The 14,365-nt window shown below is 51.0% G+C and carries 11 protein-coding genes, 1 riboswitch and 1 other annotated feature (1 of these 13 cut by a window edge); of the genes, 10 read left to right on the forward strand and 1 reads right to left on the reverse strand.

The genetic code is table 11. The features are described 5' to 3' along the window. Nucleotides 1-77: a binding site (T-box leader), on the forward strand; it begins 160 nt to the left of the window's first position. 81 nt (nt 78-158) lie between these two features. Continuing rightward, nucleotides 159-2,624, forward strand: a complete 2,466-nt coding sequence (gene leuS, locus I8U19_RS04420) for a leucine--tRNA ligase (RefSeq protein ID WP_198055291.1) — start codon at nt 159-161, stop codon at nt 2,622-2,624. A 158-nt stretch (nt 2,625-2,782) separates the two neighbouring features. After that, nucleotides 2,783-3,415 carry a helix-hairpin-helix domain-containing protein gene (locus I8U19_RS04425; RefSeq protein WP_198055292.1) on the forward strand — a complete coding sequence of 211 codons (633 nt, stop codon included), beginning with the start codon at nt 2,783-2,785 and terminating at the stop codon, nt 3,413-3,415. Between the two features lie 56 nt (nt 3,416-3,471). Here I8U19_RS04425 and I8U19_RS04430 read toward each other — a convergent pair whose 3' ends face one another. After that, entirely contained in the window at nt 3,472-4,665 is a 1,194-nt protein-coding gene (locus I8U19_RS04430) for an ornithine--oxo-acid transaminase (RefSeq protein ID WP_033101768.1), read from the reverse strand. 196 nt (nt 4,666-4,861) lie between these two features. Continuing rightward, a riboswitch (SAM riboswitch) is annotated at nt 4,862-4,974 on the forward strand. 87 nt (nt 4,975-5,061) lie between these two features. Here I8U19_RS04430 and I8U19_RS04435 point away from each other — a divergent pair. From I8U19_RS04435 to holA, 8 genes are all read left to right on the forward strand, one after another. Beyond that, nucleotides 5,062-6,207: an aminotransferase class I/II-fold pyridoxal phosphate-dependent enzyme gene (locus tag I8U19_RS04435; RefSeq protein WP_198055293.1), complete on the forward strand. Its 1,146-nt coding sequence runs from the start codon at nt 5,062-5,064 to the stop codon at nt 6,205-6,207. Nucleotides 6,208-6,224: 17 nt separating this feature from the next. Further along, nucleotides 6,225-7,397: an aminotransferase class I/II-fold pyridoxal phosphate-dependent enzyme gene (locus I8U19_RS04440; RefSeq protein WP_033101766.1), complete on the forward strand. Its 1,173-nt coding sequence runs from the start codon at nt 6,225-6,227 to the stop codon at nt 7,395-7,397. An 84-nt stretch (nt 7,398-7,481) separates the two neighbouring features. Next, nucleotides 7,482-8,039 (forward strand): dCTP deaminase, encoded by a 558-nt coding sequence (gene dcd / locus I8U19_RS04445; protein WP_033101765.1) that lies wholly within the window; start codon nt 7,482-7,484, stop codon nt 8,037-8,039. A gap of 352 nt (nt 8,040-8,391) precedes the next feature. Then, nucleotides 8,392-9,351 carry a primosomal protein DnaI gene (dnaI, locus tag I8U19_RS04450; protein WP_198055294.1) on the forward strand — a complete coding sequence of 320 codons (960 nt, stop codon included), beginning with the start codon at nt 8,392-8,394 and terminating at the stop codon, nt 9,349-9,351. Between the two features lie 230 nt (nt 9,352-9,581). Then, nucleotides 9,582-11,966, forward strand: a complete 2,385-nt coding sequence (locus I8U19_RS04455) for a DNA internalization-related competence protein ComEC/Rec2 (RefSeq protein WP_198055295.1) — start codon at nt 9,582-9,584, stop codon at nt 11,964-11,966. Nucleotides 11,967-12,095: 129 nt separating this feature from the next. After that, nucleotides 12,096-12,653 (forward strand): RNA polymerase sigma factor, encoded by a 558-nt coding sequence (locus I8U19_RS04460; RefSeq protein ID WP_033101761.1) that lies wholly within the window; start codon nt 12,096-12,098, stop codon nt 12,651-12,653. Further along, entirely contained in the window at nt 12,635-13,315 is a 681-nt protein-coding gene (locus I8U19_RS04465) for an anti-sigma factor family protein (RefSeq protein WP_198055296.1), read from the forward strand. Before I8U19_RS04460 ends, I8U19_RS04465 begins: the two co-directional genes overlap by 19 nt. A gap of 18 nt (nt 13,316-13,333) precedes the next feature. Continuing rightward, complete coding sequence (gene holA / locus I8U19_RS04470) at nt 13,334-14,356, forward strand: DNA polymerase III subunit delta (protein ID WP_232337225.1); 1,023 nt, start codon at nt 13,334-13,336, stop codon at nt 14,354-14,356. Nucleotides 14,357-14,365 lie beyond the last annotated feature (9 nt).

The raw sequence follows: 14,365 nt of genomic DNA on the forward strand, positions 1-14,365 counted from the left end.
TGAGTGAGTGCAGTCATCCGACATGCACTAAGCAGGGTGGTACCGCGGGAATTGTCAGTCAACCTCTCGTCCCTAGCACGGAAGCTGGGGGTGGGAGGTTTTCACTTTTCATTGGCGAAAAAAGGGATATTTGAAGTTTACTGTGGAGGAGAACGAACATGAAAGAGTACAGCCCGAAAGAGATTGAAGCCAAATGGCAAAAGGTTTGGCAAGATACCGATTTATATAAAACGGATGAAGATCCGTCCAAGCCGAAATATTATGCCCTGGAACAATTTCCCTATCCTTCCGGGGAAGGATTGCACATGGGGCATATGCGTGTTTATTCCATCGGTGATGTGGTGGCCCGTTTCCGCCGCATGAACGGTTACCGCGTTCTTCATCCGATGGGAGCCGACGCCTTCGGTCTGCCGGCGGAAAACGCGGCCATCAACCGCGGTGTCAATCCGCGCGAATGGACGTTGAACAATATGGAGCGGATTCGCAGAGAACAAGCATTGCTCGGTGTTTCATACGACTGGGACCGCTATGTGGGCACCTGCCTGCCCGATTATTATAAATTCAACCAGTGGCTGTTCCTGCTCTTTTATGAACGGGGGCTGGCTTACCGCAAAAAAGCATCGGTGAACTGGTGCCCTTCCTGCAATACGGTTTTGGCCAACGAGCAGGTGGAAGACGGCAGATGCTGGCGCTGTGATTCGGAAGTGACCAAAAAAGAGCTGGAGCAGTGGTTCTTGCGGATCACCGATTATGCGGAACGGTTGCTCGAAGGTCTGGATCGCCTGCCGGATTGGCCGGAAAAGGTGAAAGCGATGCAGCGCAACTGGATCGGGAAAAGTGAAGGTGCCCATGTCACGTTTTCCGTTCCTGAATGCGGCGATGAGAAGGTGACCGTTTTCACCACCCGTCCCGATACGCTTTACGGAGTGACCTACCTGGTCCTTGCACCGGAGCATCCGTTGGTTCCGCGCCTGATCAAAGGGAAAAAAGAGGAAGAGCCGATTCTCCGGTTCATTGAGGAGATGAAAAAACAGTCGGAGATTGAGCGCACTTCCACGGATGCGGAAAAAGTCGGTTATCCGACCGGCGCGTTTGCCAAACACCCGCTTACCGGGGAATTGGTCCCGATTTGGATCGCCAATTATGTGCTTATGGATTACGGTACCGGTGCGGTGATGGGGGTTCCCGCACACGATGAGCGCGATTTCCAGTTTGCCCGCAAATACGGGCTGGAGATCAAGCAAGTCATCCGGCCCAAAGACGGCGATGCGCCTGCCGAACCGCTGGCGGAAGCTTATACCGAAGACGGCATCCTCATTTCCTCCGGGCCGTTTGACGGATTGGACAATCGTGCGGCGATCAAGGCGATTGCCGACAAACTGCAAGAGCAGGGATTGGGCGGTTCCACCGTCAATTACCGCTTGCGTGACTGGCTCATCTCCCGCCAGCGTTACTGGGGCACCCCGATTCCCGTGATTTATTGTGATGATTGCGGCGTGCAGCCGGTTCCGAAAGAAGATTTGCCGGTGGTGTTGCCGGAAGATGTAGTGTTTGACGGCAAGCGCAATCCGCTGACTACATCGGAAACTTTTGTCCATGCCAAGTGCCCTTCCTGCGGCAAACAGGCGCGTCGGGAAACGGACACCATGGATACGTTCGTCGACTCTTCCTGGTATTATTTCCGCTACACCGACGCACATAATGAAACGGTTCCGTTCAGTCCGGAAGAAGTAAACAAATGGCTCCCAGTCGATGAATATATCGGCGGGATCGAGCATGCGGTACTTCATCTGCTCTATTCCCGATTTGTGACCAAAGTTCTGTACGATGCCGGCATGGTTCAGGTGGATGAGCCGTTTAAGAGCTTGCTCACCCAGGGGATGGTTTTAAAAGACGGATTCAAGATGTCCAAGTCCAAAGGGAATGTGGTCAGCCCGCTGGAGATCATCGACCGGTTCGGCGCGGATACGGCCCGCCTGTTTATCCTGTTTGCAGCTCCGCCGGATCGTGACCTGGAGTGGAGCGATACAGGAGTGGAGGGAAGCCATCGCTTCCTGAATCGGGTTTGGCGCCTGATCGTCCAGAATGAAGAGCTGTTCAAGCAAGAATTCACCCCTTCCGCATCGCTTGACGCCGAGGGCAAAGAGTTGCGCCGCGTGCTTCATCAGACGATCAAAAAAGTGACAGGCGAAATCGGCGAACGCAGTCACTTTAACACGGCGATCAGCAGTATCATGGAATTGGTCAACTCCCTGTACAGCTACCCTGATACGGCAGATCGTGCCATTTACAAAGAAGCGCTGGAAACATTGGTGCTGCTTTTGGCCCCGTTCGTCCCCCATATTGCCGAGGAGATGTGGCAGATGACCGGGCGGAAGGGAAGTGTTCATCTCGCGTCTTGGCCGAAATATGACGAGAGCGCCCTCGTATTGGACGAGATCGAGATCGCCGTCCAAATCAACGGCAAGGTAAGGGACAAACTCGTCGTTTCCGCGAATGCTTCCCGCGAGGAAGTGGAAAAACAGGCGCTGTCCACCGACCGGATTCAAGGCTGGATTGATGGAAAAACCGTGCGAAAAGTGATTGTCGTGCCGGGCAAATTGGTGAACATCGTTGCCAACTGACATTGTTGTCAAGGAAGAGAGCATATTGGAGCCCGCTTGCCGCGTTTGGCAGGCGGGTTTTTTTGTTTTGGAAATTTGTTCATAAAGACTTGTCTGAAAAGCGATCATCATGTACATTGTTAGATATAAAATAACGGAATATTCAGAGGTGTTTGCCTTTGGTTCAATGGGACTGGACGCCGCGTGAGAAAATAATGGCCGGAGCGGTATTGATTTTATTGCTGGTGGCTGTTGCGGCCTGGGTTTTTCAACCCTCCGCGGAGAATTTGCCGACGGAGGGCCTTGAACCGTATCAATCTGAAGTGGCGAAGGCGGAGAAAGTTGAGCCTGCAGAGAAAAAGCAGAAGAATGATGTGATTGTCATCGATCTGAAAGGAGCGGTCTCCCATCCGGGACTTTATCATCTCGAATCAGGGGCCAGGGTATACGATGTGTTGGAAAAAGCGGGCGGTGCGGGGAAGGATGCCGATCTCAACCAGGTGAATCTGGCACAGCCCCTGAGCGACGGCATGGTGGTTTACATACCCAGGCGCGGGGAAGCGGTTCCGGAAGGATGGATAGCATCGGGACAAGGCAATATGCAAGGAACATCATCATCGGACAAGATCCATATCAACCAGGCCACCCTGGAAGAACTGGAGAAACTGGATGGGATCGGGCCGTCAAAAGCGAAAAACATTTTCCAGTACAGACAGGAACACGGCCCTTTTCGCACCATCGAGGAAATTGCGAATGTTCCGGGCATCGGGGAAAAGACACTGGAGAAATTTCGCGCACAGATCGTCCTGTAAGAGGATTTGAAAAAGAAAAAACGGCAACCTCGACAGGAAGCCGCTTTTTGCAAAAATTAACGCTCCATGACTTTGCGCACTTTATCGAGAGCCAGATCGAGTTCTTCCCGGGTGATGATGAGCGGGGGAGCAAAGCGGATGGTATTTTCATGGGTTTCTTTGCACAAGAGTCCTTCTTGCATCAAGGATTCACAATAAGGCCGTGCCGCTTCCGTCAGCTCCATTCCGATAAACAAGCCTTTGCCGCGTACTTCTTTGATTTTCGGGTTGTTGATTTTGCGCAATTCCTCAATAAAATAGGCTCCGAGCTCGCGGGAGCGCTTGGGTAACTCTTCTTCGATCAGCACATCCAAGGCGGCAATGGCCACGGCGCAAGCGAGAGGGTTTCCGCCAAACGTGGACCCGTGGGAACCAGGTTCAAAGACGCCGAGAACCTCTCTGTCTGCCGCTACGGCCGAAATCGGCATCACACCGCCGCCAAGCGCTTTTCCCATAATGTACAGATCCGGTTTTACGTCTTCCCAGTCGCATGCGAACAATTGCCCCGTCCGGCCGAAACCGGTCTGGATTTCGTCGGCGACAAAGAGAACATGATGTTCTTTGCACAATTCATATGCTTGTTTGAGGAATCCTTCCGGAGGCACGATGACGCCGGCTTCTCCCTGGATTGGTTCGAAAAGGAACGCGGCCGTGTTCGGGGTAATCGCTTGGCGAAGCGCTTCCAAATCGCCGTAAGGGATTACTTTGAAGCCTGGGGTCAGGGGGCCGAAACCGCGTTTGTACTCATCGTTGGACGAGAGGGAAACAGCGGTGACGGTGCGGCCGTGAAAGTTGTCGGCGCAAACGATGATTTCCGCCTGGTTGTCCGGAACCTTTTTCACATCGTAAGCCCAGCGGCGAACGGCTTTGATCGCCGTTTCAACGGCTTCGGCTCCTGTGTTCATCGGCAAAACCATCTCTTTGTCCGTCAGTTTTGCCACTTTTTCGTAAAAGAGACCCAATTGGTCGTTATGAAAGGCACGTGAAGTCAAGGTGACTTTGTCAGCCTGCTCTTTTAACGCCTGGATCAGTCTGGGATGGCGGTGTCCGTGGTTGAGAGCCGAGTAAGCGCTTAACATATCCATGTAACGGTTACCGTCGGCATCCTCAACCCAGATTCCCTCTGCTTTGGAAATAACGATCGGCAGAGGATGATAGTTCCTTGCCCCGAATTTATCCGTAAGCTCAATGAGTTCCTGGTTGCGCGACATGGAATTACCCCCTTAGCTCAAAACTATTTGATCATTTACAAATTTATTGTAAGGGAAGTATGTTAAGAAAATCAATGAAATGTATACTCTATCAATGACAAGTATAAATATCACTCTTGACGTGGCCGGAACTGTTTAGTATAATCTGTGAAAGATGAAAAATTGAAACCGGAAAAGTTAAAAGGGGATAAAGGTTCTCTTATCCAGAGTGGCGGAGGGACTGGCCCGATGAAGCCCGGCAACCTCGGCGGCGTTTGCTGCCGGAAGGTGCCAATTCCTGCAGAAACGAGTGTTTCTGAGAGATAAGAGAAGAGAGATTGACCGTCGCAGGTTCTGCCTCTTCTCTGGATAAGGGAAGGGGTTTTTTTATTGGCTAACTTCTGGGAGGGATCACCTGTGAAACTGGAAACGAGACTGGCACAAATCGGCAACAAGAAGGAGAAGAAGACAGGGGCCGTTAACTTTCCTGTGTATTTTTCCACAGCATATGAGCATATCTCTTTGGGAGTTAGTACTGGTTATGATTATTCGCGCACAGCCAATCCGACCCGGGACGTGCTGGAAGAGGCGATCAGCCAGTTGGAGGGAGGAAACGGCGGGTTTGCCTGCAGTTCGGGAATGGCGGCGATTCATACATTGATGGGGTTGTTTTCCGCCGGGGATCATTTCGTCGTATCCCTTGATTTATATGGTGGAACCTATCGTCTGTTTGAAGAGGTATTGACCCGGTTCGGTCTGTCCTTTACTTACGTGGATTTGCGACGGTCGGATGATGTAAAGCGGGCAATCGGTCCGAATACAAAGGCTGTTTTTATCGAGTCGCCCACCAATCCGCTGATGCATGTAACGGACTTGAAGCAGATTGCGCAAATTGCAAAGCAGGCGGGCTGTTACACCATTGTTGACAATACCTTTATGACTCCGTATTTCCAGCGGCCGCTGGAGCTCGGTGCCGATATCGTCGTCCACAGTGCGACCAAGTATCTGGGAGGCCACAATGATGTGCTGGCAGGGTTGATTGTCGTAAAAGGAGATGAATTGGCTGAACGGTTGCGCTTTATTCAAAATTCGATCGGAGCTGCTCTGGGGCCGCTGGATACGTGGTTATTGATGCGCGGGATGAAAACATTGGCCTTGAGGATGGAAAAACATCAGGAAAATGCGCTGGCGATCGCTGAATATTTAAAGCAACACCCGCTGGTGGACGAGGTTTTTTATCCCTCGCTCAACCCGGAATCAAAAGCGATTTTGGATGAACAGGCGGACGGATACGGGGGAATGATTTCATTCCGGGTCAGGAATAGTGGGATGATTGCCTCAATCCTGGAAAATCTGAATGTGATCACTTTTGCGGAGAGTCTGGGCGGCGTGGAGAGTTTGATCACCTATCCGGCAAGGCAGACCCATGCGGATGTGCCGGCTGAGATCAGGGAGAGCATCGGGGTCTGCGATCGCTTGTTGCGACTGTCAGTGGGAATTGAACACAAGGAAGATCTGATTGCTGATTTGGATCAAGCGCTGAAAAAAGCGGATCAGGAATAGAAAGGAAGGGGAGCAAGATGAGATTTGAGACAAGGCTTTTGCACAACGGGAATGAAATTGATTCGTTTACGGGGGCTTCCAGCATTCCGATTTACCAGTCATCGACTTACCATCAGTTTTCCATTGACCAGCCGGGCGAATTTGACTATGCCCGTTCGGGCAACCCGACGCGCAAAGCGCTGGAGCAAACGATCACAAGACTCGAAGGGGGCTGTCGCGGCTATGCGTTCGCTTCCGGAATGGCGGCGATTTCCACGGTATTTCTCTTGTTCTCGCGCGGAGATCACCTGATTGTGTCCCAAGATGTGTACGGGGGTACATATCGCGTCTTGACAAAGGTGTTTGACCGCATGGGAATTGAAACCACGTTTGTTGATACGACCGATTTGGAACAGGTGGCCGCTGCGATTCGCCCCAACACCCGGGCGATCTATGTGGAAACCCCGTCCAATCCGCTGCTCAAGGTGACGGACTTGCGTGGCATTGTGCGGATTGCTAAAGCGTACCGTTTGCGAACCATCGTCGATAACACCTTTTTAACCCCGTATTTCCAGCGGCCGCTCGAGCTGGGTGCCGATATCGTGGTTCACAGCGCAACCAAATTTATCAGCGGGCACAGTGATGTTGTGGCCGGACTGGTTGTGGTGAAGGATGAAGAACTGGCCGAGGAGATCGGACTGCTGCAAAATGCTTTTGGCGCCATCCTGGGTGTGTACGATTCTTGGCTGGTGCTCAGAGGTCTCAAGACGTTGCAGGCACGGATGGAGTTGTCGACGCAAAGCGCGGAAAAGGTGGCACTGTGGCTGGAACAGCATCCGGATGTCAAACGGGTTTACTATACCGGCCTTCCGTCACACGAAGGGTATCATTTGCAAAATGAACAGGCGAGCGGGCATGGAGCGGTTCTCTCCTTCGATGTCGGCAGCATGGAGAAAGCCAAGCGCATCCTGTCACGGGTCCGTCTGCCGATCGTGGCGGTCAGTCTCGGTGCGGTCGAAAGCATTCTCTCCTATCCGGCGATGATGTCCCATGCGGCAATGCCCGCGGAAGTGCGGAATCGTCACGGGATTACGGACGGGCTGCTGCGCCTGTCGGTCGGACTGGAAAACGCGGATGATCTGATTGATGATCTGGCGGCGGCCTTGCAAGAAAAAAAGGTGACGATCCCGGCAGGTTTTGGTAATTTATAGCGTCTCCTCCAGGGGGCGTTTTTCTTTTGCAGATGATCATGTAAAATGAGAAGGGAAATTTTGCACAGAAGGAGATTGCAGGAAATGGCCATTAAATCGGATAAATGGATACGCGAAATGGCGCTTCATCATCAAATGATCGAGCCGTTTATCGATCGGAACGTGGGGAAAGGGGAAGCGGTCAGTTTTGGACTCAGCAGTTATGGATATGATTTGCGCGTTGCGGATGAATACAAGATTTTTCACAATGCGCTGAACCCCGTCATCGATCCGAAAAAGATCGATTCCGATTCGTTTATCGATTTTAAAGGAGAAGTGTGCATCATTCCTCCCAACTCATTTGCCCTGGCGCGGTCGGTGGAATATTTTCGCATTCCGGAAAACGTCCTGGCCGTGTGTGTCGGCAAGTCAACGTATGCGCGCTGCGGAATCATTACCAATGTGACCCCTCTCGAACCCGGCTGGGAAGGGTACGTTACGTTGGAAATCTCAAATACGACACCGCTGCCGGCAAAGATTTATTCCAATGAAGGCCTTTGTCAGATTCTGTTTTTGGAGAGTGATGAGATTTGTGAAGTCTCTTACCGCTCCAAACAAGGGAAATACCAGGGACAAACGGGAATTACACTGCCAAAGGTATAACAGGATCATAGATGATACAAACAGACGGCGAAATCCATCGGCCGTCTTTTTTGCCTTTATTGACCGGATCGTGAGGAATGCATCAGTCTCCGATTTTCTTCTTTCATCCCAGGATTTGAGTGAGAGGAAAAAATCCGATCGTCATTTCGGGATGATGCGGGAATTACCCGTCTCTGCCCTGATCACTTGGATATGTGTTTTTCAGATCGGAAAAAAATGTAAATTCGATCAGGTGATTGCCACCCGGTTTTGTGATAAGATTACATGCAGAAGTCTTCGTGGACAGGCGTGTTGATCACATACAAACGGAAAATCAGCATGTCTGACCATAAGAACGGGGAGATTCGAGAAATTGAAAAAACTGGGAAACGTTATCTCTTCAAAAATGAAAGAACGCTTCAGTCCGGATCAGATGGAAAGGCAATTAAACGCGTTGTTAAAACACCCTTTAGTGGTCAAATATATGGTGGAGCATGAAGTTTCCGAGGCAATCTTAAAACGTTCGTTCTCCAAGCTCCATCAATTCGTCCAGGAAAATGAAAACTGCAATCAGTGTCTCCGTTTGAGTGAGTGTCCAAACCTGATGAAAGGGCACTTTCCGACTTTAAGGGAATACGGCGGTTTTGTGGATCTGGTCATGAATGAATGCAGCAAGCTCAAGGCGAAAAAAGAGGAAGAGCGGAGAAAAAACTTAATTCAGTGTCAGCAAATTCCTCTGGACATTCAAAAGGCAACGTTTCAAACGATTGAATTGGATCATGGACGGGAAAAGGCGATCGATGCCGCTTTGGATTTCTGCCTGAGAATAGCCAATGGGGAAACGGTTAAAGGCCTTTACTTTTGCGGATCATTCGGGACGGGAAAAAGTTATATTGCCGGTGCTATTTTAAATACCCTGGCTGAATACGGAATTCCCTCCATGATGGTTCACACTTCGGCACTTGCCCAGGAACTGAGGGATACCATCGCCAAGAAAGAAGGATTGCTCAATAGTAAACTGGAAGCATTAAGCAACGTCCCCATATTGGTACTGGATGATATCGGGGTGGAAAACCTGACTTCCTGGTTGAGGGACAGTGTATTGGCCGTGGTTTTGCACAACCGGGTATCCAATCAGCTTCCGACCATTTACACTTCCAACCTCACGCTTGATGAATTGGAGGAATGGCTCTCCATTACGCTGTCAAACGGATATGAACGCCATGAACCGCTGAAGGCCAAAAGGATCATGGAAAGAATCAAGCCTTATGTGACGGTTGTTGAGGTACAGGGAAGAAACAGGAGATATGCCCTGAACAATAATGCCAATTGAGATCTGGTCAGCTTATTTTCCAGTCTGTTCGCTTTTCTCCCGTTCCTTTGGCATCAGTCGTAGCAGAAAAGCACCGATTCCTTATGCTCCGGTTTGAGCATCACGCCAATGGTGATATTGGCGTTTTTTTGTGCCTTGAAAATTTATGACAGGATGGAAAAAGAAGAAGGAAAATGTAGGAAAATGGAGAAATCCTCCGAAGTTTGTAAAAAAAAAGGAGGGGAAGGAGGGTGAAGCGGCCGCTCGTATGGGTCAGCGCGGGATGGATTGCCGGGGTTTTCGCCGCACGCGGGTGGAATGCATTTTTCTTTTACGGATGTGCAGCGGTCCTGGTCGCGCTGGCCGGAGGCTGGATCGTCTATCATTATCGAAAAGGCCGGGTTGTCCTGTTTCTGCTGCTCGGACTGTTTGCCGGAGCATTCCGTTATGCCTGGGACGTGGCGAACAACGTTTCCCATCTGCCGCGCCAGTTTTTGAACAGCCCTCAGGTTGCGATCGGAAAGGTTGTTTCGCTTCCGGATATCGAGGGAGACCAGTTAACGTTCGAAATGATGGTCTTCGACGTAAAAACCGATCGGGGATGGCGCAGAGTGATTCCCGAACGGGTTGCTGTCAGGCGGAAGCTGCATTCTTACGACGAATGGGAAGAAGCCCGGCAGTTAAAGCGGCTGTCCACGATCCGGATCAGGCTCACCTTCAGCAAACCGCCCCGGCCGCGCAATCCGGGAGCCTTTGATTACGGCGCGTATCTATATCGTCGGCATATCCATTTGATCGGACAATCTGACTCGCCGGAACGGATCAAGGTTTTGGCTTCCGTCCCGCATCATCCGCTGGTACTGATCGATCGAGGGCGCGCCTGGCTGGATCAACGAATTGAGAAACTGTATGGCCGAGATCAGAGCGGATATCTTCGCGGCCTTCTGCTGGGAGAGCAATCAGCTGTTCCCGACAGTTTGGAGACCCAGTATGCCACATTGGGCATTATTCATCTTTTATCTGTATCCGGGCTGCACGTGGCTGTTGTGATCGGCTGTTTTTATTTTTTGTTGACGCGCCTGGGGCTGACGCGGGAAAAATCGGCGTTGGCAATCCTTTTGTGTCTTCCGGTGTACGCCGTTCTGACAGGACTTGGTCCGCCGGTGATCCGCGCGGTGATCATGGCCGGTTTTTCACTTTTAGCCATCGTTTTGAAAAAGTTTCGGGATACCCTTTCGTTTTTGGCTGTTTCCTTTCTGGTCCAGTTAGGATGGAATCCCTTTCAAATCGAAGAAGCCGGCTTTCAGTTAAGCTATCTGGTGACCGCTGCTCTGGTTGTGGGGACGGAGCCTGTCGCCGGCCGCATTCCTGTTCCGTCGCGCAGTCTTCGTCAGTTTTTGGCCGCCAATCTGATTGCAGAGCTGGTGTCGTTCCCGGTTCTCATCTTTCATTTTCACGAGTTTTCGCTTCTTTCTTGGCTGGCCAACCTTCTGTTCGTTCCATTGATCAGTTCCCTGATTCTTCCGCTGTCTCTCGGTTCGCTTCTGCTTGCTTTTGTTCCGGGACCGCTGGCTTCGTGGCTTGCCTGTCTCACCAGCCAATTGCTGGAGCTGGTTCATCAGGGTGTCCGCTGGATGTTGCAATGGACATGGGCATTTCCGTCATGGGCCGGGCCGTCCGCCCTGTGGCTTGCACTTTATTGCTTTACAGTCATAAGTCTGGCCGTCGTTTGGATGAAGCCGTTTGTTCCTCAATGGAAGCGGATCGGTGTCGTTCTTTTGCTGTTCAGTTTGGTGGCATTTGCTTATGGGAAACGTAACGGAGAGGGAGCGGAAAACCGGATCGCATTTCTCGACGTGGGTCAGGGAGATGCGGCAGTTGTGGAAACACAGACAGGAAAGACGATTCTCATCGACAGCGGAGGGTTTTCCTCGCGCGGAAACCGCTTCGGATCAGGTAGCCGCCGCTTTGATGCCGGTGAAAATGTGATTATTCCTTATCTCAAATACCGGGGTATCAAACAGATTGATCTGTTCATTTTAACGCATGGCGATGCGGACCATATTGGCGGAGCGAAAGCGGTGGTGCAAAGATTTCCGGTGAAAATGGTGATCCGTGGCCCTCTTCCGCCGAAAAGCGCGTTGGAACTGGATTTGTTAAGAGAGATGCGGGAACGAAAAATTCCGATCCGGATCGCCCGGCCGGGATTGAGATGGCAATTTTCGCCCGGTGTGTTCCTTACATTTTTGCATCCGGCGACCGCGAACCGATCGGCAAATGATGAGTCCGTTGTTTTTTTGTTATCGATCGGCCGCTTTCAAACCTTGATGACAGGAGATATCAGCAGTGAAGCGGAAAAGCGGATATTAGCCGGGTGGAGGTTGCCGCATGTCCAGGTGCTAAAGGTGGCACACCACGGGAGCCGCACGTCCACCGGTGCAGAATGGCTCGATGCCGTGGCCCCGCGCTATGCCGTTATCTCCGTGGGGCGGCATAATCCGTTTGGCCATCCCTCTCCCCTGGTGCTTCAGCGCTTGCGTGCCCGACATGCCGTGATCTTGCGAACCGATCAGCTTGGAGCGATCATTTTTCACGTCGAAAAGCAAAAGATCCGGGTGGAAAGCACTTCTCCTTGAAGATGTAAAAAAGGATTCGTCTTTTGCCCGATTTGCCCCGCGATATAATAGTATTATTTATGTACATACATAGGGTGTTGCAACCTGCCGCAGTTCAAACAGGTCTAAAAGAATATAGGGGGTATTTCGTTGCTTGATTCAGAGTTGATCAAACAGGCTCAGTCGGGCGACAGGAAAGCGATTGTGCAAATACTTAAGCAATTGGAGACATCGCTTTATCGCACCGCTTATTATATGATGGGAAACGAACAGGATGCTTTGGACGCCACACAAGAAGCTCTGTTGAAAATATATAAATATCTCCCTTCCTATAAAGGAGAAGCTTTGTTGCATACATGGGCGCAGCGCATTGTTACCAATGTATGCATCGATTTGTTTCGCAAACGGAAAAACGTCATACTGTTTGATGAAGAACCGCAGCATGAGGATGGCAAAGCGGCTAAAGAGGTGGAGCGGGGAGCGATCCTGTCTGATTTGAGACAGGCGATTCGCCGTCTGCCCCTGCAACAGCAAACGGCGATTATCCTGCGCTATGTACAAGGTTATCATTACCAGGAGATAGCAGAAGCGATGGGACTCCCCCTGAATACGGTCAAATCGCATTTGTTTCGTGCGCGCAAACAACTGCAAAAGTGGTTGTCGGAATATCAGGAAGGAGGGGATGTATCTTGGCAGATGAAAAAGTGATGGAATGGATTCAACGTGACTTGGATGGTGATCTGACTGCGGCAGAAAAGAAAATGCTGGAAAAGCAGCTGGAACAGTCGCCGCAATGCCGGGCAACGGCGGAAGAGATGCAGTGGCTGTCCGGTGAACTATCCCTTCTTCCCAAAGTGGAGCCACCGCACAGCGTCGTCGATGCGGTGCTGGAGGCGATCGAGGACGACAAAAAGAAGACGAAGCCGCAAACAGTGATCAAACCGAGATACAATTGGCTCCGATTAGGGAGGATGGCTGCTGCGCTCGTCTTGTTCCTCTTTATCGGTCTGTTTTATCTGAGCAAATGGGGGGCCATTCCCATCAATACGGCCTCCAAAATTGCCGATCCGGTTCCGCCGGAGCATACAGACGGGAGCAAAGATCGGGCTGCCAAATTCGAGCTGGAAAATATTCAGGAGGTTTGGTCACCTGATCGTCAATATTGCGCCATTTGGCAGGGAAATCATTTAATCGTGCGCAAGGCGGACGGAAGCGTCCAATATCGCAGCCGCATTTTTCGGAAGGTTGACGGCTCGCCATCGGTTGTATGGCAAAACAAACAACGCGTTCGGCTGATCCTGCCGTCTGCTGATGGAAAAGACGACCAGACCGTCATGATTGATGTCAAGGAGAAAAAAGAGATAAACTAGGAGGAAGAGGTGGCGAAAATGGATCGTTCATGGCTGAAAGAGTGGCAGGAAGATAACATCGCTCCCGTTTATCTCTTTTATGGTGAAGAAGGTTTCTTGATTGAAGAAGCAATTGAATGGATGAAAAAAAGGTGGAATCCGGAAGAAGTCTCCTTTGGTAATCTCATGCAGATTGATTTGGATGAGACGCCGGTGCAGATGCTGGTGCAAGAGGCGGAAACTCTGCCCTTTTTTGGGGACAGGCGGTTGATTATCGGTCAGAATGCCCGCTTTTTGACAGCCGGGAAAGGGAAAAGCGGCGTTCAGCATGAAACGGATGCCCTGCTCCAGTACTTAAAGCAGCCTCTGTCCACCAGTGTGGTGGTTTTAACCGTTTCCGGCGAGCAGCTTGACAAGCGAAAAAAAATCGTGAAGGAACTGCTTAAACATGCGCGTGCCGTTGAGTTTCCCCTGTTGGCGGGGAAGGATTTGCTTCAGTGGGTGGAAAGGCGGTTTGCCAAATTGCATGTCCAGGCAGATCCGCAAGCGGTTCTTGATTTGATCATGCTGACTGGTCCTGATCTCCGGCTTCTCCACGCGGAAGTGAGCAAATTGGCCCTTTATGTCGGAGCGGGGGGAAAGGTGACACCGGACATTGTCGCCGAACTGGTACCGCGCACCCTGGAGCATGATGTATTTAAGCTGACGGATAAAATAGCGAAGCGCCAATTGAACGAAGCGTTCCATATCTGGAGTGACCTGATTTTTCAAAAGGAAGAGCCGATTCGCATCCTGGCTCTGATTACACGTCAGATTCGGTTGATGCTGCAGGTCAAGATCTTGCAGCGGCAGGGGATGTCTGACAAAGAGATGGCGGCATTTCTCAAGGTTCATCCCTACCCGGTGAAACTGGCGGCAAAACAGGGAGCGGCCTTTTCCGAACAGCAACTGCGCCTCTTATTGGATACGGCGATTTTGACTGATCAAGATATCAAGTCAGGAAAAGTGGACAAACATTTGGCGGTGGAACGCCTGCTTTTCCAAGTCAACCTTTCTGCTTGAGCCTCCCGT

It is taken from the genome of Thermoactinomyces sp. CICC 10523 (assembly GCF_016055105.1).
Lineage (GTDB): Bacteria > Bacillota > Bacilli > Thermoactinomycetales > Thermoactinomycetaceae > Thermoactinomyces_A > Thermoactinomyces_A daqus.